Source organism: Gordonibacter sp. 28C (genome assembly GCF_003339845.1).
GTDB lineage: Bacteria > Actinomycetota > Coriobacteriia > Coriobacteriales > Eggerthellaceae > Gordonibacter.
Genome location: NZ_PPTR01000001.1, coordinates 169,724 through 189,667, shown reverse-complemented (window position 1 = coordinate 189,667; position 19,944 = coordinate 169,724). Strand labels below are relative to the sequence as shown.

Here is a 19,944-nt window from a genome sequence, read left to right as displayed (position 1 = left end):
GGAGCTTATAATGGCAGAAAAGTACGATGCAGTAGTTATCGGCGCAGGCCTTGGCGGGTTGGTTTCCGCCGCACTCCTCGCAAACGAGGGCTACAAGGTCGCCCTCGTCGAGAAGATGAAGGGTCTTGGCGGCGCAGCCGTTGCCATCCCCATTATGGACATTGAAACCGAGTTCGGTTTCCACGGGGTTACCAACGGGGGCAGCCTCGTTCGCGTCCTTGACGCGCTGGGCCTGTCCGAAGCGTGTCCCATGATCACCCTTTCCCCCAACTTCGCCATTTATCGCGACGGCACGATCTATGACGCTCCGAGCAAAATCGAGGATTACGCAAGCTTTGGCTATATCCCCGAAGCCGACCGTCCGGAGCTCATGAAGATCCTCGAAGAGATCAAGGCGACCAAGTTTAGCGACTGCGAAGCCTACGACCTTACCAGCTGGCATGATTGGGTCAACAAGCGCACTCAGAGCCAGGCCGTTAAGGATTGGCTGGGGATCCTTGCGAACATTCCCCTGACCGAGGAGCATCTTTCGAACATCTCGGCCGGCGAAGCGCTGCGTACCGCCGGCGATGCTCTGCGCGTGGGCGAATGGTCCGTCTATCCGAAGAACGGCTCTCTCAACGAGATCCATCGCACGCTTGGCAAATTCATCCAGGAAAAGGGCGGCGACATTTTCCTGAAGACTTCCGTGCAGGAGATCAAAATTAAAAAGGATGTCGCCTGCGGCATCATTGCAAGCAATGCGAACGGAATCCTCGACATCGACGCCGACATCGTCGTCGACACGCTCCCCGTTTGGGAAGTTCTTCGTCTTGTCAACAGCGAGGTGTTCCCGCGTTGGTTCGTTGAGCGCCTGCACTTCCTTGAGGACCATCTTCAGGATGCCCCCAGTGCCAGCTTCGGCATTACCTGCGTCTGCAAGAAGCCTCTCAACGAGTACAAGACCTCTGTGCTGCTCGACGGCACCGAGACCACTATGGCCGCCGCACCGAGCTATCTCCGTTGGCTCGCGTGTCCGACGAACTGGTATCCCGAGGAAGCCCGCCATGGACTGCATCTGTGGCAGTACGGTCCCGTTACTCCTCGCTCCTATGTTTCGTTCCTGCGTCAGCGTCCTTCCATCTTCGAGAAGGAGAAGGCGAATCTTTGGAAAGAGATCTACACCATGTTCCCCGATTTCAAGGAAGAGGACATTGTCTGGAGCGGTGGCGGCCTGATCGCCCGCACCGATTGCACGCTGAAGTTCCCGGGCAACGCCTGGAACCAGCGTATCGATGTTGAAGCTCCTTTCGTCCGCAACCTTTACTTCGCCGGCGACACCGTGCGCGGTTGGGGCGTAGGCATGGACTCCGCCGCCTCTTCGGCCATTCTCGCATCGCAGCGCATCACCGGCAAGGATCTTGGCCTCTGGGTCGTTCCCGAAGACTAAGCTGCAATCCCGCCAAGGTCTGACAAGCTGGCAACTACTCAAGCGGCTACAACAAAGCAACTTGAACAGGGCGAGGTCAAATCGACCTCGCCCTTGTTTTATAGGGGTTTGGAATAAAAGCCTGCCGTGCGCAAAGCGGATGCGCAAGCATCACGCTTCGCCCGTGTCGACCCGCGGCAGGGTCGACAACCAGCACTGCGGTTTCGTCGGATGAGAAGCTCGACAGCGATGCAGCCATCTGCCGTTAAGCCAAATCGACATGCCCCTGCACAGCGCCTGATGCCGATCCGACGCTGCACGGTCCGAACAGGCTTATGCGGTTTTGGATTAATGGATGCGGCCGCAAAAAATGGAGGCAACCAAGACCGTCTGGTGCCTGACCATGCATGAATTGAACCATGTCCGTCGATCCGGTCAAGCTGAACGGACACGAGGAACATGTATGCTATAGCGTGCGCTTTTGGCACGCAAAGGCATCAACAGTCGAACGGCTGCCGATGCCTTTGCCCCACCCATACCCACCGGTCACGAATTCGCTTGCTCCGCTTCGAGAGACTGGCGCAGCGAAACGATATCGTGCTTGCCGCTTGGCAGTTCGGGGATTTTTTCAAGTACGACGACTTTATCGGGAACTGCGAATTTAGGAACCTTACCTCGCGCATATTCGCGAAGCTCTTCGGAATCCGATTCAACATGATCCTCGAGAACAACGTAGACGCAAATCGCCTCGCCGAACTTCTCATTGCCATATCCGACAACGCAAACATCTTTGACATCGGCCCGATCTAAATAAATCTTCTGCAGATCCCGAGGGTCAATATTGTTGCCTCCTCGAATGATCAAGTCTTTTATGCGACCGTGTATCGTGATATATCCTCGCTCGTCCAGGGAAGCCAGATCGCCCATATGAAGCCAACCCTCTGAATCGATTACGAGATCCGTCTCTTCTGGCATGCGGTAGTAGCCGAGCATGGTGCCATAACCTTTGTACGCCAACTCTCCGCTCTCTCCAAGCGGCACAGGATTGTTGTTGGCATCTACGACACGTACCTTGTTTCCATCGAACACCCGTCCAACCGTGCACGTACGACTTCGCAGATCGTCTTCAGGCAACGTAGTGCTTATCGAAACAGCTTCGGTTGAACCGTATCCGACTAAAACATCGATACCCATTTCATCGCCAATGCGAATCATGAGATTCTCAGGGCAGAAAGCTCCCGCGACCATGCCTGTCTTCAATGACGAAATATCCGCTTTCTTTTCCTTTTGAACATCGAGTTCGTAAATAAACATTGTCGGCACACCGTAGATCACCGTAGCATGCTCTTTTTCTATAAGCTGCAAAATTAGAGAAGGACTATATCGTTTAGGCAAGACGATGCGCGCCCCGAATAACAAGGGCAACAACATGCCTACGACAAGCCCGAACATATGTGTAACCGGAAGCGGCACGACGAACACATCCTCTGAGCTCACATGCATTCGATAGCCGATATTCCGTGCAGCCCGGAAGATGTTCTCGGCTGTCAACATCGCGCCCTTGGGATTTCCCGTAGAACCGGATGTGAAGGCAATGAGGACAGGATCTTTCGTAGCGTCGTATTCGCAGCAACTCACGCTGCTGGCATCAATTTTCCCAACAGCAAGAACATCTTCCAAGAAGAACGTGTTTTCAGTAACCGGCTCGCTCCCCTCCTTGGAAAAGACCAAGGTTGCCGATACGCTTTTGAACTCTTCGGCTCTGCACAACTCATTTGCTTCCGAGAATACCGCAATTTTGGGACACGAAAACCCAGCTCTCGATTTGACAAGCTCCGGCTCTATCGCCGTATCGCAGGCAATGAACACCGCCCCTATCCGAGTAACCGCAAAAAACAGAGAAACAAAATCAACCGTGTTCCCTAGAACAACCAGAACATTGTCGCCTTTTCGAAGGCCTTTATCGACGAGAAAAGTCTGCAGTACTTCCGTTTCATGACATAGCTCGCCATACGACAATCGCCTATCCGCACCATCGAACACCGCTTCTGCATTTGGGGTGAGACCCGACCAATAGTTTAAAAGACTCAAGTAGTCTTTGCCTGCATACATTTTCCCCTCCTCTTATCGCAACTGATTGAGCGCTCAACAAACAAGGCCAGCGCAATCCAAATAAAAGGCGTCCACACAAGCCAAGATTCATCTTGCCTGAATGGACGCCTCTGCTTTAAAAAGCAGGATCAAGCCTTTCGTTTACCTGAACGTGACACGCCCATCTTTTCTTCGAACATCCCGAGAGGCTTCCTCCGGATAACCCAAAGTGATGGCTGATATCATGAACCCGTGATCGGGAGCGAAAGCATGCTCCATTTCAGCCGAAACGCGCAAAGGAGCAGTCATCCAACACGAACCTATTCCCTTGTCCCAGGCAGCCAAGATCAAGTTTTCGCATGCTGCGGCAGCACTCTGGATTACATCCCATTCCCAATCTTTTCGGTACTCTGCCGAATATGCAAAGACAAGAACCAAGCAGGGAGCTCCTCCGAACGCACTCAAAAACGTCATCGTTTCATCTACGATTTCCGGATTGTTTACAAATCTTTCAGCGAGCTCCCGTTTCATCGTTGCAGAACATCCCTGCATTATTCGGGAAGCCTCATTCATTTCTTCGCCGTCAGTCAGAACCACGAAATACCAAGGTTGAAGATTCTTCGCAGACGGAGCGCTAACCGCCGCGCTCATAATCTCGTGCAGCTGATCCATCGGAATAGGATCGGACTTGTACTTCCTTACGCTTCTCCTGCTTTTTAGAACCTGCAGCAGCTCCATTTCACCCTCCCATTCATTAACGGGGCGCGCATGCGCGCGCTACGCGCCCCGCCGAGGCCGACCTTAAAGCACTGCGTTCTCGTTTCGAAGACGACTGAACTCTTCTTGGGATTTGCCCATCATGCCAATTAGTATCTTCCCGGTATCCTCCCCGAGCTCAGGAGCGGGCTTCTTCACGCGACCGGGAGTTTTAGATAGCTTGACCGGAGTATTCAATGTATAGACAGGGCCCAGGCCGGGAATCGGATGAATAAACTCGAGGTGCATCTCCCTATCCGCAAATGCCTCATCATTGAGGTGCGCAACCAAATCCACGGGAACTGCGGCAGGAACGCCGTGTTCATCGCACAAATCGGCAACGTCCTGGGCCTTTTTATCTGCAACCCATGAACCGATGGCATCGTCAATCATTTCGCGATGAGCAAAGCGATCCGACGGCTTCTCGATGACCGCGCGAAGACCGTCAGCAGCCGGCCCCATGACATCAAGAAGAGCAAGCCATTGATCGTCGCTCATGACACCGATAACGACCATATCGTCCAACGCATGATATCCGTTGTAAGCAACCGCGAACGGGTAGGTGTTCCCATAATGGCTCAGCACCTTCCCTTCGGTGAACCACGCGGGCCAAGCGGAATACGTCAAGAACGTATCCACGTCTTGCATTGCCGCGTCCATGTACTGACCTTTACCGGTCTTGCGACGATAGCAAAGCGCCGAAAGTATCCCGATCATCGCTACGCGAGGAGTGACCGTGTCAGAGAACGAATCAGCTGTTCTCGTAAACTTCCCCTTCTCCCACCCACTCAAGCTTAGAAGGCCGGACTCGCACTGAACTTGCTGGTCCATGGCGAGTAGATGCGACTTCGGACCGGTTTGCCCATAGCCGGATAGAGAAGCGTAGATCAAAGCGGGATTCTCTTCCTTCAACTCACGGTACGTGCAGTGGTACTTCGTCATAACGGATGTGGAGTTGTTCTCAATGACAACGTCGAACGTGCTCTTCACCAAATCATGGACAATTTGCTGAGCATCTTCGTGGGCAAGGTTCAAAGACATGCATCCCATGCCTGCATCCAAGAGGTGGAAAATATAATTTCGTGTTCCGCCTTCGACATACGGAGGCTGAAGCGTGATAGCGTCGCCCGCAGGAGGCTCGACCTTCACCACGTTGGCCCCGTAAGCGGCCAAGTACACACCGAGCAAAGGCGCGGCCAGGTAGCGGCCGAAGTTCAGAACGTTGAGCCCCGACAAAGGACCCTCGCCAGGACGCTTTGGATGCTTTTCCGCGGGAACTACCGGAACATGATTGCCGAAGAAGTCCTCTGCCTTGGCTTCTGCGAATTTCGGGGCAGGCCCCCTCACCACACCGGGCGTCTCGGACAGCGAGAACATGGATCCGGGCAGGTACACCTCCCCTTCGTCGGTCGCGAATTTCGTAATCATACCCCGCCCGATAAGCTGCTCATCGTTGACGACCTGATCGATATAGTTGACCGAACCAGCGGCAAGCTTGTACTCCGTCAGCATCGGGACCAGCTCTTCGTTGGTCTTGTCAGCCATCCAGTCAATAACTTGCTGATTTGTGAAGTCTTGGTAATTGTTAATACGATCGTAGACCTCTGCGGTTCGAGGATCGTCGATCAAGTCCTCGCGATTCATGCATTTGCACATGAGAGCCCACTGGGGATTGCCTGAAACCCCCGTGGCAATGTAGCCATCCTTAGTCGGAAACACACCGTAGGGCGTCGAGGTGGGATGCGACGTGCCGCTGCGCAGAGGTCGCGTGCCCTTCGCCAGCATCCACTGCCAGGTATTCCCATTGGTAAAATCGAACGAATCCATTGCGGACACTTCGACTAACTGTCCCTCCCCGGAATCGAGGCGACTATAGTATGCCATCACGCTACCCAGAGCCGCATCGAGCGCAAGCACGTATTCGGAATAGGAGGCACCCGATTTTGTTGGAGGATCGCTCTCGTACCCCATCATGTACATCGACCCTCCGCGCGCTTGGATGGCGATATCGCTCCAAGGTTTGTTCGCGTAAGCGCTGTTCACGCCGAAACCGCTTATAGACGTGTAGATCAGTTCGGGGCACATCTCGGAGATGGTCGGGTAGTCCAACCCAAGTTCAACGACAGTATCGAGTCGCTGGTGGGCCTCGATGAAGAAGTCGGCAGATTCGATGAGCTTGATAAGCTTATCGTTGTCTTCCATTTTGCGGACATCCAGGGTGATGCTGCGTTTCCCCACGTTGAGCATCTCGAAAAGATAGCTCGTGCCAACCTCTCCGTCTTTCGATGGCTTAAGAACAGGGGGGATGCGGCGAAGACCGTCCCCTTTTGGGCCCTCGACCTTAATGACCTCGACCCCCAGCTCGGCAAGATACCGACCCGCAAGCGCCAATCCCTCACCTTCGCCGAACTCGATTGCCCGTAACCCCTGCAGAGCTGACTCCATAACGCACATCCTTTCGTCAAAATCCCTCGATTACTAAGACCGACCACGAAGAAAATGAATACGACCACGCATGGATATTTGACTGAAGTATAGAGTCTGGCTTACTAACCGTACCTACCACAAAGAAGTCATCTGTTGGGTGACGTAGGAAGGGTTTTTTCGATATTGTTAATTTTTAGCATTAACGGCTGAGCAGCTCGAAAAGCAATTTGCATGATCCGCAAATGAAAGAGCGGCCTGTTTTGGATTGATCGCGGCATCGCCGCCAAACGAGAGAACGCAGGAGAGGAAGGGCATGTCCGGCTCGAACCAGCGCAAAGCTTTCTCAATAGATAGGGCAGCATTACTGAAAACCGGCAAAGTCGAATTAGGGTTATGGACGGACGCCTATATTGATGCATTGTCGAACAGCCTTGATAACCTGTCCATCCTAACAGGCTGCGAGCCCCTTCAAAAGGGCCGCGTTATCGCAGTGAGGCAAACAGATCAGGGGCGTCTGTTCAGCGCGTTCAAGTCTTCCCTGTATCATGGGAAATACGACGACATGCAAAATATCGACCGCTTTCTCACTAAAATCGTACCCGCCCACCACTCCTATGAACCCATCAGGGGAGAGACCATCCTTTTCTTGTTCGTAGGAGTAAGCAAACTCGTTTACGACAACCTTGTCACATTCACAAGCGGCAGACCAAGCCGCATTGCCGGCGGTCGGCACCACACTGTTCCCTGGGGTATCGAGGCTCCCTGCAAATTGGCAAAAGATGATGTCTACATCCGGGAGAATATGCAACGTGTTCAAAACGTAGTCGATCTCATGCAGTCTGGAGACTTGACAAAAGACAAAAAGATCCGACTCGAGATGGCAATTAACGAGCTTCCCGTAAATCATATCATGGCACCGTTTATGTTGGAGTTTTCTGAAGAAACACTCGTCACTAAGGTTTTCAAGCAGAGGCTATGGGAACGCGCATCTCACAAGAGGGCTTCTTTCGACATCGTTCGCAACATGTGGGAGTGCTGTCTAGAATTGGATGCGGCAAAATATCAGACGCTCTACGATTACCATGGCCCCCAAAATACAATATGGACAGATTTGATGCGCACCCTGAGAAACGAGCAGACGACTCTGTACGATCTGCTTGTAAAGCAAGACATCCCATCGACCGTCGAAAATGGAACGATATCGGCTGATTGCTCCTTGAAGGTGTACGAACTATTGATGATGTATGCAGAGAAATCAGTCGACGGAATCTGAACGTCTTTCCTAGAGGAAGGTGCGCACGTAGTTAGATGCGGACGCGCATCGAAATAGCGGCGACCTACAGCACGACCTGTCCGGTTGCGATGAGCACGATCGACGTCACGGCGGCGATCAGAATGATGGCGACGACGACCTTGTCCAGCGTGCTGCGAAGGTACGGCTCGTTGCGCTCCTTCTTCCCCTTGACGTACATGAGGATGCCCGGCGCGTACAGCAGCGACATGATGGTGAGCCCCACCGCGCCGCTGGCGAACGCCAGGAAGAAGCTGTAGACCACGCCGAATATGCCGAACACGCGCCAGAGCGCGATACTGCCGCCCAGCTTGCCCTTGAACGCCTGCGGCTCCGTGAACGTGAGCTTGGCGAAGTACGCCGCCGACAGCAGGTACGGCAGCAAGATCATGCCGGCCGAGATGGTGTAGAAGAACTGGTAGGTGCTGTCCGAGAACAGCATGACAACGAGGAACGCCTCGATGATGATGTTCGTGACCACGAGCGTGACGATGGGCGCGCCCTTCTTGTTCGTCTTGGCGAACGCCTTGATGAACACGCCCTGCTCGGCCGCCTCGTAGGGCGATTCGCTCGACAGCACCGTATAGCCCAGCATGGCGCCCACCAGCGACAGCACCACGCCGCAGTTGATGAGGACGGCCCCCCACTGTCCCACGGCCGCCTCCATGACGCCCGCCAGCGCCGGATTGCCCAGCTGAGACAATTCGGACAGCGGCATAACGCCCATGGACAGCACGCTGACCAGCAGGTAGATGGTGAGCACGCACACGAACGCGATGACCGTGGCCTTGCCCACGTCGCGTTCCTTCTTCGCGCGGCCCGAAATGGCCACCGCGCCCTCGATGCCCACGAACACCCAGATGGTGACCATCATGGTGCCGCTCACCTGATCCCAGAACGGCAGGCTGGGATCGGCGCCCGTGGTGAGGTTCGCCATGAAAATGCCGAGGTCGAACTTCTGCAGTAAGATGATGGCCGTGATGGCCACGAAGATGGGAACGATCTTCGAGATGGTGATGACGGCGTTGACGCCGGTGACTTCCTTGATGCCGCGCGACACGAGGAACACGTAGAACCATATAAGGCAGCTGGCCCCGATGATGGAGGGAAGGTTGTTGCCCCCGCCGAAGACAGGGAAGAAGTACGACAGCGCGCCGAACAGCAGCGCCGAGAAGCTCACTGTGCACAGAAGGGCGCTGATCCAATAGCCCCAGGCGCTGTTGAAGCCCAAAAAGTCGCCGAAACCGGTGCTCGCGTAGCTGTAGATGCCGCCCTTGAGCTGCGGCTTGATGCGCGTGAGCGCGAAAAACGTGAGCACGAGGCACAGCACGCCCACCGCCGAGATGCCCCATGCCGTGAGAATGGCCGCTCCGCTGGCACCGCCCGCCGCCTGGTCGCCGGCCAGCGTGAACACGCCGCCGCCGATGATGAGCGTGATAACGGTGGTGACGAGGCGGAAGATGCCCAAACCGCCCTGGGGGCGGGGAATGTCCGGAGAACCGGAGCCCGGTTCGGCGACAAGACCGCCTTCCGCCGATGCGGCCGACATGGCCGCAGGGGCCGCCTGGGCCGTCGATGCGGATTGGTGCGATGCGGAAGCGCTCATGAAACCACCGTTCCTCGTCGGGTTGACCGCACCATGATACCCCACCGACCTGCATTACATCAGAGCGTTATGCAATATTTTGAATGCCGTTAACGAGGGCGTCAGCGTTGCCGTTCGACGACCCTGCGGTCCACCAGAACGCCGGCCAGAGAGGCGCGGTTGAGGTCGCAGCCGAGACCGTGCGCATGGCCTGCGCGGTTGAGCGTGACCACGCCGCGCTCGGCCGTGTGCGGCGGGTCGGTGACGTCGACGAAGAAGTAGCGGGCCGTGGCCCCGATGTCGCCGGGAGCGTCGATGCCCTCCAGCGTTTCGAACGCGGCGTGCAGGCGCTTGGACACGCCGGTGTCGTACATGCCGCCCATCCACACGGCCAAACCGCGCGAGCGTGCAAGACGCAGAAAGTCGAGCGACGGCTGAACACCGCCCATTTTGGCGATTTTGAGCGCGTAGCAGCGAAGTTCGGGGCGTTGCAGCGCGCGGACCAGGTCGTGCGGCCGGGCGATGGACTCGTCCAAGCAGATAGGAGTGCTCAGGCTGCGCTGCAGACGGGCAAGACGGTCGAACACGTCGGTCGGTCCGACGCCGGGCGGGCGATGCGGATCGAGCGGCTCCTCGATCCAAGCGGCTCCGCACTCGTCGAGCGCGCGAAGCTCGTCCATATCGCGTTCCGCAAAGCTCTGGTTCGCATCCAGCGTGATCATAAGCTGCGGATAGGCGGCGCGCACCGCCTGCACGGCGGCCAGCGAACCTCCGGGGGCGACCTTGAGCTTCACGCGCCGGTACCCCGCCTCCACGCTGCGATGAACGGCGGCCACCGTCTCGGACACGGTGCCCATGCCCACCACGGCGCCGGCGAACACGGACGCCTGTCCGGCCGCAGGACCCCGCGAAGCCGTTCCTCCTATGAGCTGCCAGAGCGGTTTGCCCACGATCTTGCCGTACAAGTCCCACAGCGCCGGTTCGAGCGCGCCCTGCGCAAGCGGAAGCGACGCGGCTTCGGCGCACGAGGCGAACGAGGCGCTGACCTCGGACGGATGCAGGTAGACCTCGCTCAGCACCAGGGGCGCGAGCGCGCTTTCGATGGCATGCACGTCTTGGTCGAGCGTTTCGGGCAGGTACCAGTCCGTCGAGAACGCGACGCACTCGCCCAAGCCCACGCGCCCGGCGTGGTCCTCCACCTCCACGATGACGGACTCGCGATCGCGCAGGAAGCCCTTCGCCGTTTTAAACGGGCGCGTGAACGGCAGGCGTACGCGGTACAGCGTCACGCGCACGACCTCTATCCGCTGCTCGTAAAGCGCCTGCAACGCGGCGCGGTCGATCTTCCCGACGCCCGTGCGCGGGAACTCGTCGAGCACGCAGATGCAGCGGGGCTGGTAGAGCTTGGACAGGCGCGTGCCCAAGCTGGCGCGCACCGTGGCGGCGAACTGCTGCGGCGTGTCGATCGCCGAACGGGGCGACCCGGCGGCGCGCTCCCGTTCGACAAACGCCACGGGGCGGCGCCCCCAAACGGCATCGGGGGCGCCGAACACATAGGCCTCGGCCACGCCGGGCACCCGCACGAGCTTGTCGCGGATCTCCGCCGGATAGACGTTCTCGCCGCCCGACACGAACATGTCGGCCGTGCGCTCCTTCACGTAAAGCCGCCCCGCGCCGAGCGCCGCCGTGTCGCCCGTAAGGAAGAACCCGTCCACCGTGTAGGCCGCCCGCGCGTTCAGGTATCCCTCGAACACCCCGGGGCCCTTCACGGCCAGGCGGCCGAAACCCTGCGCGTCGGGGTCGACGATGCGCACCTCGTAGCCTGGCAGCAGCCGCAGACCGCCGTCGAACGATGCCGTGACCTGCGCGTGGGCAATCTGGCTCGACGTCTCCGTCATGCCGTAGCTCGCGTACACGCGGGCTCCGACCGCCGTGGCGCGCGCGAGCGTGTGCGGGTTCGACGCGGCCCCGCCCAGCAGGATGCAGCGATAGTCCTTCAGCGTGCCCGCATCGTCCTCGTTCAGCAGGTCCTGCAGCATCTTGTCGACCACCGACACGTGGGTGACGTGGGAGCGCGCCGCGTCGGAAAGCAGGCGCGCCGCATCGAAGCGGCGATAGAGTATGAACGGCACGCATCCCAGCAGGCTGCGCACGATCACCTGGAACCCGCCGATATGGTACAAGGGCAGCGCCGCTTGCCACATCCCAACTCCCGGGCTGTTGAGCGCGGCGTTCGACGCCTCGGCGGCGCGGCAGAGCTGGTCCCAGGAAAGGGGCACGGCCTTCGGCTTGCCCGTCGTGCCCGACGTGAACATGACCAGCGCCCGCGTTTTCGCATCGAACACGTGCGCGGAACGTTCGGCGAAATGGATGATCTCCTCGAGCGCGTCCTGTCGCTGCGTCTCGTCGCGCCGACGGCGCGCCGCGCGATTGGAGGTCACTCGGCCCAGACCGCGCGATGAGCGCGGCGCCGCCGTTGCGGCCGCTGCCCGCGCGGTGAAGCTCGGGCGCGCCGCGTGGGCCGCGTTGGCGTCGTACCGGTCCTCGCCCGCGAGCAGCGCGGCGGCACGTTCGAGCAGCCTTTGCGCGTCCCGCTCCTCCACGCGCACGGCGATACGCGCGCCCAGGCAACGCTCCAGCTCCAGCAACCGGCTGAGCTTCTCGTTCGAGGTAAGTCGGTTGTTCACAGCCACGATGGTGAAGCTGCCGTAAGCTGCGGCCAGGATGAGCAGCACGTACAGGGGGCAGTTCGGCAGATCGACCGCAATGCAGTCCCCGCGCTGCACGCCCCTCGCCTGCAGATGGCGGGCGAGCGCCGCCGCGAGCATGCGCACCTCGCGGTACGAGTACGGCGCCTCCTCGCCCGCTTCGTCCACGTACGTGAAGCACGTCCTTTGCGGGTATCGGCGAACCATGCTTTCGAATGCGCTGATCATCGCCTGTCTGCTTCTGCCTTCCAGCGCGCCCGTTCGAACGAACGCGCGATCTAACCCTTAGGGGAACTTCGGGAACTGCGTGAAGTCGGGCGCACGCTTCTCTTTGAACGCGTCGCGGCCCTCCTTCGCCTCGTCGGTGGTGTAGTACAAGAGCGTCGCGTCGCCGGCTAGTTGCTGGATGCCCGCCAAGCCGTCGGTGGCGGCGTTGAACGACGCCTTCATGAAGCGCAGCGCCGTGGGCGACAGCCGCAGCATGTCGCGCGCCCAGCTCACGCACTCGGCCTCGAGCTGCCCGAACGGCACGACCTTGTTCACCAAGCCCATGTCCAGAGCCTCGGCGGCCGTGTACTGGCGGCAGAGGTACCAGATCTCGCGCGCCTTCTTCTGGCCGACGATGTTCGCCAGGTAGCCCGCGCCGTAACCGGCGTCGAAGCTTCCCACCTTCGGGCCCGTCTGGCCGAACTTGGCCGTCTCGGCCGCGATGGAAAGGTCGCACAGGATGTGCAGCACGTGGCCCCCGCCGATGGCGTAGCCGTTCACCATGGCGATGACGGGCTTGGGCACCACGCGGATGAGGCGCTGCAGATCCAGCACGTTGAGGCGCGGGATGTTGTCCTCGCCCACGTAGCCGCCGTTGCCGCGGATCTTCTGGTCGCCGCCGGAGCAGAACGCCTGGTCCTCGGGCTGACCGTCGTGGTTGGCGCCGGTGAGGATGATGACGCCGATCTCCGCGTCGTCGCGCGCGACGGTGAACGCGTCGTACAGCTCGTTCACCGTGAGCGGCGTGAACGCGTTGCGTCGCTCGGGTCGGTTGATGGTGATTTTGGCGATGCCGTCGCTGGTTTCGTACATGATCTCGCGATACGCTTTGCCCGCCTGCCACGCGGTTTCGCCCATGGCCGTCCTTTCATCGCGCGCCCGAACGTCCGAGCACGCCTGCTATGGAAGATGTTCGGTAGGATGAGCATATACTACCGCGACGCGCGGCCAAGAGCTACCGGGCGCAGAATATTCCCGAAAAGAAACGAGGTCAGTCAACGAAAATGCGATGCTGCCGATCGGTTCGTCCTTCTTTTCGAAACATTTTATAGTCTCTTGTTTATTTAGTAACATTAGTCTATAATATAAGACAGGGCGACGACCGTAGGAGGTCGACGATGGATGCAACTGCAACGCTGACGCGTACCTGCCTTGGCCGATCGATAAAGCTTCGCTGCTTCTCGCAGGAGCGCGGTTCGTATTTCGACTATGCGGATGTCGGGAACCTGGGCCTGTACGTCCACGTCCCCGAGGAGGCGCCCGAACGCTCTCGGCACCGGCGCCTCCCCTCGTCGGACCGACGCGATGCGGCCGCTTGCCGCGAACTGCTCGTTCGCGAGATCGAGGCCGTAGGCTCGACCTCCTGGCGCAACCCCATCAGCCTCTCAGTGCGGTCGACCTTGGAAAGCGGCTCGTTCCGCACGCGCGGTGCGGAAATCGCAACGAAGAAGCGCATCACCACCCTCCACTTCGGAGGAAGCACCGCCCAGCTGTTCGACGGCAACCTGGTCGAGCTGGTGCAAGCGGCCGAGCGGCACTTCGAGATCGCCGAGGGCATCGGGTTCGAGCTGCAGGTTGCCGACGCGACGCAGCGCAACCTGCGCGCGCTGCACGGCGCGGGCGTGCGCCACCTCGTTATCATGGCAAACGGCATTTACGACGCAAGTTCCGGTTCCGCTTCGACGGCGCGCGAGCTGGAGCGGGCGCTCGCAACCGCAGGGAGCGTGCCGTTCGAAACCGTGTCCGCAGCGTTCGCGTTCGGAGCCCGATCCCAAACGGTCGCGCGGCTGCAACAAGACATCGACCGAGCCTTTGCCTGCGGAGCGAACCATGCGTCCATCCGGCCCTGCGCGCCCCGCATCGCTTCGCGGGGAAGGCGCCCCGAACGCGGTCGCGATCGGGGCGAAGCGGCGCACGTCGCATACGGCTGCTCGGCGACGGCGTTCCTCGAGGGTCGGTTCGAGGTTGCCGCGTTCTCCCTCGCGGAATACGCCGAACTTGTGCATCAGAGGCGCGCGCCGGCGGCGCTCACGCTCAAATTTGTCGAGCGCGAACGCGTCTTGCGCTTCCTTGCATGGGCGAACCGTCAATGCAGGGACGTCGTGGCCCGCAAGCGGCCGCGCTTCTCCATCGCCCGACCTTAGTGGGCACGCAGTCAGAGGCAGAGGCTGCGATCTTGCGAGAAAGGTCGGCTTTTTGCACTGCCGCCTGGAGGAAAAAGCTTGGGAAGCCGTACAATAATGCTCGATACCGCAAGCGCGACCGCCCGAGCGAGGAGACCCGATGTACGTCGAACCGAAGGATTCCCGGCAACGCTACACCAAGCAATGCCTGTTCGCATCATTCGAACGCGCGCTGCAGGACAAACCGGTTTCCGGCATCACGGTGAGCGAGGTCTGCGACGACGCGGGCATCTCGCGCAAGACGTTTTACAAGTACTACTCCGATCCTTTCTCCCTGCTGCGCGCCATGCAAGACGACCTGTTCGCGGGCCTCGAGCAGCGTTTGGCGACGCTCCCTCCCAACGTGTACGCCATCTCGTCGGCCGTCATCGACTTCGTGGCCGAGCATCGCGTGGTGATGAAGGCGGTGTTCGAGAACCGCGGCGAAGGGAACCTCGTCGACCGCGTGCTCGACCAGCTGTACGTCACGTACCACGAAAGCTGGGAGCAGGCCAACCCGGACATGCCGAAAGAAGACGTGGAATTCCTCTTCCACTATGTAACCTCGGGCTGGGTCGGCATTGTCAGGCTCTGGCTGTTCAAGCACCCCGGCATGGATGCCGAAGAGGTGAAGGCGCAGGCCGACTCCCTCATGAAGCTCACCACGCCGCGCGCCTGAACCGAGACGGCGACCGCACCCCCGTCTCGCCGGGCTCAACATGCTCCCCGAAAGGGCTCGAAGCTACGCGCGGGCGAGAAACTCCTCGAGTATGTGCGCGTAGGTTGCAGGGTTTTCGAGATGCACGTTGTGGCCGGCGCCTTCGACGATGCGAACCGGGCAGGTTCCGCCGTCGCGCAACCGCTCTGCGAGGGAGCGGTACTTCTCATCGTGCGACCCAGCGAGGTAGAGCACGGAGGCACCGCCACGTGCGAGGGACTCCAAGGCCTCGAGCACCGTCTCGCGATTCGGCATGGCGTGCTGGCCGGCACCCTCGAACGTGAGCGCCAACGCCTCCGCGTCGTTGTCCAACCGACCGGCGCGCAGGCGGGCGCGCGTCGCCTTCGGCAGATCGCGTTGCGAGGCGAACAGGGGAAGCCGCTCCCAGGCGTCCATGAAGGCATCCAGACCGTCGTTGCGCAGGGCCGCCGCATTGCGCGCGTCGCGCTCGGCCGATGCCGCCCGCTCGCGCTCGTCCGTCGGGCCCAAGCCGACGCTCTCCAGCACAAGGCCGCCGAACGCCCGAGGGTTGCGGCAGGCTGCGGCAAGCGCGACGCGGCCGCCCATGGAGTACCCTACGACCAATGGCTCCGGGCCTTTCACGCCGGGCTTTTTCGCTTCCTTCGAGCTAGGCGCGCGAGAAGCGCCGAGCGAGCCGGAGCCCTGCGCGTCGAGCGCACAAGAATCACCGCACGCCACGAAGGCGAGGAATGCGAGCAGCGCCTCGGCTTGGGCTTCAAGCGCGTAGGCCGCCACGTCGTCCGGCTGATCGCTGCCGCCATGGCCGACAAGGTCGAGCGCGACAACGGAGCGCTCGCGGCATAGAAGCCCGGCGACGCCGTCCCAGCTGTCGGCGCTCTGTGCGAAACCGTGCAGCAGCACGACGGGCGCAGCTTTGGCGGCGTTGCGCTCCCAGGTAAGGAATCGGTAGCGCACGCCGTCGTGTTGGAAGAATCGTTCCTGGTTCGCCATCATGCGGCCTTTCTTCGCTGCGGTGCGCGTGCGGACAAGAGGCAGTGGACAAAACACGAGGCTATGGTAAAAAACTCTCGCGATACTTGCGAAGTTTTGCCGCCTGGCGTTTCAGAGCAAGATGAAATACCAGATCAGCGGATTGCCTTCTCATTCTAAGTGTATTCCCTTTGAAAAAACTTTCCATATCCTTCGATTTTGTCCATGATGATATAACTTATATATTAGCATCGCCCCGTTTCCGGGAACCCACGGCCAGCAGAGCACGAAACCGCAGGACGCGAGCGGCGCTTTGCGGAAAACATCTCCATGCGGCGACGCCGGATCACGACCAGTACGGCGCGTAGCGTTCCTTCAACCCGGACAGCGGCACGGCAACCTCGATCAGGTTGATGCCGGGAACTCCCAGCATCGAACGGTACGCCTCGTCGAACGCCGCCACCGTGCCGACGGCCCGATACGGCACGCCGAACGCCTGCGCCGCTGCGCCGAAGTCCACGTCTTGCGGGGTGAGGAACAGCCGCTCGAAGTACGGATCGTCGGATTGCTGGGGCAACATGTCGAAGATGGCGCCGCCGTTGTTGTTGAACAGCACGATGACGATGCTCGGATCCGCGTCGGACGCGCCGGCACCGCGCACGGCCGCGGCCTCCCGCTGCACGCGCAGCTCGCGTTGAAGGGCAAGGGCGTTCAGATCGTGCAGCAGCGTGAGGTCGCCGGTGAGAAGCGTGGTCTGGGCGAAGCGCTGCGCCGCGCCCAAGGCCGTGGACACCGTGCCGTCGATGCCGTTCAAGCCGCGATTGCACAGCACGATCTGGGGCCGGCCGCCCTTGAGGTAGAACGTGTCGAGCGCGCGCACGCTCATGGAATTCGCCGCGAAAAGGCACGAATCCGCAGGGGCCAGCTCAACCGCGCGCCGGACGAAGGCGCCCTCGAACCCGGCGTCCATGTCGTCCACCGCCGCGATGCGCGCGCGGGCGGCGTCGTTCGCGGCGATCCAGGCCGCGGCGAAGGCGCGCTGCCCCGTCCCGCCCGCATCGTTCGCCCCATCGCTTTCTCGAAGGAGCGAGCGCGCGAAGTCGGCGGGGGCGCAGGCGACGAAAACATCCGTCGCGTCGTTGAAGTCGCGCGTCTCGATCGGGTCGACGACGATCTGGAGCGGACACCCCGCCGCGAACTGCGCGGCCCTCTTCGACACGGGGTAGCGTCCGAACCGCACGACGACCTCGGGGGCGAGCATGCCCGCACGCTTCGGATCGCCGAGCACCGTATCGTAGTTGTCCACCACGAGCTCGTCGTCGAAACGCCGCAGCCCGGACAGCGGGTCGGCCAGAAGCGGCAGACCGAACGCACGCGCCCACGACAGCACGGCGTGCGCTTCCTCCGCAGTCGCGCACGACCCTTCGCCGGCGAGCACAAGCGCCTTTCCGCCCTCAGCGACATCGCGTAGACGTGCCGCCTCGCGCGGCTCGAGGTTCGTGCACGGCCGAACGCAGCCTGCGCCGGCCGGCGCGCCCGCGCGGCGGCCGGCCTCGAACAGACCCTCGACCGCGAGGTCGGGTTTGAGCGGCTCGTCGAACGGGAAGTTCAGATGCACGGGCCCGCCCTCGCAAGCGCCCGCGATGCGAACCCCGGCACCGGCGTCGCCCTCCCCGCCAGCCGCAATGCACGCCTCGCGGGCCGCTTGGCGGGCGAACGCGAGCGCCGCGTCGTCGGCGGTCGGCAGCGGCATCTGGCGAAACGCGCGCGCGTGGTCGCCGTACGCCTTCAGCTGGTCGCAGGTTTGCGGCGCGCCGAGGCCCTGCAGGCGCGGCGGGCGGTCGCCCGTCAGCACCACGAGCGGCACGCGCGACGATTCGGCCTCCAACACCGCCGGATAGTAGTTCGCCACCGCCGTGCCCGACGTGCACACGAGCGCCGCCGGACGCCCGCTCGCCTTCGCAAGGCCCAGTGCGAAAAACGCCGCGCCACGCTCGTCCACGTCCACGAACAGACGCAACCGCTCCGGAAAGCGACGCGCCAGCTCGTAGGCCACCATCGCCAACGGCGTCGACCGCGACCCCGGGCTCACCACCACCTCGCGCACGCCCCAGCGCGCCAACTCGTCGAAGAACGCTCCCAGGAACAGGGCGCTGGCCATGCCGGTTGGCACCGCGCGGGATCCTTCGACTCCGCGCTGCGCGCTCCGCTCAGGATGACAGGCGGGGGGCTGCGCGCCGGGTTCGGGATGGCGGGCGCTGGCGGTGGGATCGGTGTTCATCGAGCGGCTCCTTCCGCAGCTTCCTTCCCGTCGAACGCGCTCAGCACGGTTTTCAACTTCATGCCTATCTCGTCGTACTCGTCGTCGGCCACGCTGCCGGCCACGATGCCGCAGCCCGCGTACACCCAGCCGATCTCGCCGTCGAACACGCCCGTGCGCAGCGCCACCGAGAACTCGCCGTCGCCGTCGCCGTCCACGTAGCCGCACGCGCCCGCGAAGAAACCGCGGTTGTACGCCTCGATGGAACGGATGAGCATCTTCGCCTCGCCCACCGGCGTGCCGGCCACGGCCGGCGTGGGATGCAGGTCGCCCTTCATCTCCCACAAATCGACGCCCTCCAGAATGCGCGCACGGGCCGGCGTGCACAGGTGCTGCACGTGCGTGAGCGTCAGGATGCCCGGCTCGGCGGGCACGTCCACGTCGTAGCACGTGCGGCGGAACACCTCGCGGATGAACCGCACCACGTAGTCGTGCTCGGCGCGGTTCTTCGGATCGGCCATGAGCTCGGAGGCCAGCCGCTCCCGCTCGATCTCCGACGCGCCGGCCGGGCACGTGCCCGCCAGGCACATGCTCTCCAGCTCGTTGCCCGTCTTGCGCACGAGCAACTCGGGCGTGCACCCGCAGAAGAACACGTCGGCGTAGCGGTACAGCAGCACCGTGCCGCGCGCCGGGCCGTCGATCAGGTTCACCAGCAGGTCCTTCGACGAGAACGGGCGCTCGGCCACCAGCCGCTGGCGGCGCGACAGCACCACCTTGTCCACGCGCCCCGCCTCGATGGCGGCCAGCCCCGCGCCCACGGCCGCGCGCCACGCCTCGCGCGAGTCGGGCTCGACGGAGTACGGCACGCTCTGACGGCGGCGCGGCGGCGCGGCGAGCGCCTGGCGCGCGAACCGCTCGATACGTCCCACGTACACCGGCCCGAGCGAGTTCACCTGCAGAAGCGTGCCGCGCTCGTTCTCGATGAGCACGATTTCCGGCAGCATGAACTTCAAACGCGGGAACGCCTCGAACAGCTCGTCGGTGAGCGCGGGGTTCTCGGCGTCGAAGCGGTTGAACGAGAAGTACACGGGGGGCTGCCCCACCGGGCCCTCCAGCTCGCTCTCGGCATCGTCGAGCGTCGGCAGCGCAATGCAACGCCCCAGCCCCATATAGCGGCATGCGCGCCGCTTGTCGTAGTAGACGAACTGGTCGGTGAAGCCTTTCTGCAGCATGCAGAACGCATCGACGATATCGGCGTCGATGGGTCGCGTATGCGAGAATATCCTGGTCATAGCACTCCTTCGCCGTCCAAGCAGCGTG

At 61.3% G+C, this 19,944-nt stretch carries 13 protein-coding genes; 4 read left to right on the top strand and 9 right to left on the bottom strand.

Annotation, left to right across the window (positions count from 1 at the left end; genetic code table 11):
• Nucleotides 1-10 precede the first annotated feature (10 nt).
• Complete coding sequence (locus tag C1878_RS00820) at nucleotides 11-1,429, top strand: NAD(P)/FAD-dependent oxidoreductase (protein ID WP_114599816.1); 1,419 nt, start codon at nucleotides 11-13, stop codon at nucleotides 1,427-1,429.
• A gap of 525 nt (nucleotides 1,430-1,954) precedes the next feature.
• Here C1878_RS00820 and C1878_RS00815 read toward each other — a convergent pair.
• From C1878_RS00815 to C1878_RS00805, 3 genes are all read right to left on the bottom strand, one after another.
• Nucleotides 1,955-3,520, bottom strand: coding sequence for a class I adenylate-forming enzyme family protein (locus C1878_RS00815; RefSeq protein WP_114599815.1), 1,566 nt, complete (start codon nucleotides 3,518-3,520; stop codon nucleotides 1,955-1,957).
• A 141-nt stretch (nucleotides 3,521-3,661) separates the two neighbouring features.
• Nucleotides 3,662-4,237, bottom strand: coding sequence for a nitroreductase family protein (locus C1878_RS00810; RefSeq protein ID WP_114599814.1), 576 nt, complete (start codon nucleotides 4,235-4,237; stop codon nucleotides 3,662-3,664).
• A 63-nt stretch (nucleotides 4,238-4,300) separates the two neighbouring features.
• A complete protein-coding gene (locus C1878_RS00805; protein WP_158539643.1) occupies nucleotides 4,301-6,700 on the bottom strand; it encodes a CaiB/BaiF CoA-transferase family protein in 2,400 nt (799 codons plus the stop codon).
• 295 nt (nucleotides 6,701-6,995) lie between these two features.
• On the opposite strand from C1878_RS00805, the gene C1878_RS00800 reads away from it, so the two are divergent.
• Complete coding sequence (locus tag C1878_RS00800; protein ID WP_114599812.1) at nucleotides 6,996-7,955, top strand: hypothetical protein; 960 nt, start codon at nucleotides 6,996-6,998, stop codon at nucleotides 7,953-7,955.
• A gap of 64 nt (nucleotides 7,956-8,019) precedes the next feature.
• On the opposite strand, the gene C1878_RS00795 is transcribed toward C1878_RS00800, so the two are convergent.
• The 3 genes from C1878_RS00795 to menB all read right to left on the bottom strand — a co-directional run bounded on the left by C1878_RS00795 (nucleotide 8,020) and on the right by menB (nucleotide 13,391).
• A complete protein-coding gene (locus C1878_RS00795) occupies nucleotides 8,020-9,579 on the bottom strand; it encodes a basic amino acid/polyamine antiporter (RefSeq protein WP_241963548.1) in 1,560 nt (519 codons plus the stop codon).
• 101 nt (nucleotides 9,580-9,680) lie between these two features.
• On the bottom strand, nucleotides 9,681-12,494 hold the full coding sequence (menC, locus tag C1878_RS00790; protein ID WP_114599811.1) for an o-succinylbenzoate synthase: 2,814 nt from the start codon (nucleotides 12,492-12,494) through the stop codon (nucleotides 9,681-9,683).
• Between the two features lie 57 nt (nucleotides 12,495-12,551).
• Entirely contained in the window at nucleotides 12,552-13,391 is an 840-nt protein-coding gene (gene menB, locus C1878_RS00785; protein WP_114599810.1) for a 1,4-dihydroxy-2-naphthoyl-CoA synthase, read from the bottom strand.
• 260 nt (nucleotides 13,392-13,651) lie between these two features.
• Here menB and C1878_RS00780 point away from each other — a divergent pair, with 260 nt between their 5' ends.
• Nucleotides 13,652-14,677 (top strand): hypothetical protein, encoded by a 1,026-nt coding sequence (locus C1878_RS00780; protein ID WP_114599809.1) that lies wholly within the window; start codon nucleotides 13,652-13,654, stop codon nucleotides 14,675-14,677.
• 139 nt (nucleotides 14,678-14,816) lie between these two features.
• Nucleotides 14,817-15,374, top strand: coding sequence for a TetR/AcrR family transcriptional regulator (locus C1878_RS00775; RefSeq protein ID WP_114599808.1), 558 nt, complete (start codon nucleotides 14,817-14,819; stop codon nucleotides 15,372-15,374).
• A gap of 63 nt (nucleotides 15,375-15,437) precedes the next feature.
• On the opposite strand, the gene C1878_RS00770 is transcribed toward C1878_RS00775, so the two are convergent.
• The 3 genes from C1878_RS00770 to C1878_RS00760 form a co-directional block, all read right to left on the bottom strand.
• Entirely contained in the window at nucleotides 15,438-16,388 is a 951-nt protein-coding gene (locus tag C1878_RS00770) for an alpha/beta fold hydrolase (protein WP_114599807.1), read from the bottom strand.
• A 322-nt stretch (nucleotides 16,389-16,710) separates the two neighbouring features.
• Nucleotides 16,711-18,645: a 2-succinyl-5-enolpyruvyl-6-hydroxy-3-cyclohexene-1-carboxylic-acid synthase gene (gene menD, locus C1878_RS00765; RefSeq protein WP_114599806.1), complete on the bottom strand. Its 1,935-nt coding sequence runs from the start codon at nucleotides 18,643-18,645 to the stop codon at nucleotides 16,711-16,713.
• Nucleotides 18,642-19,916: an isochorismate synthase MenF gene (locus C1878_RS00760; RefSeq protein WP_114599805.1), complete on the bottom strand. Its 1,275-nt coding sequence runs from the start codon at nucleotides 19,914-19,916 to the stop codon at nucleotides 18,642-18,644. Before C1878_RS00760 ends, menD begins: the two co-directional genes overlap by 4 nt.
• Between the last annotated feature and the right edge of the window lie 28 nt (nucleotides 19,917-19,944).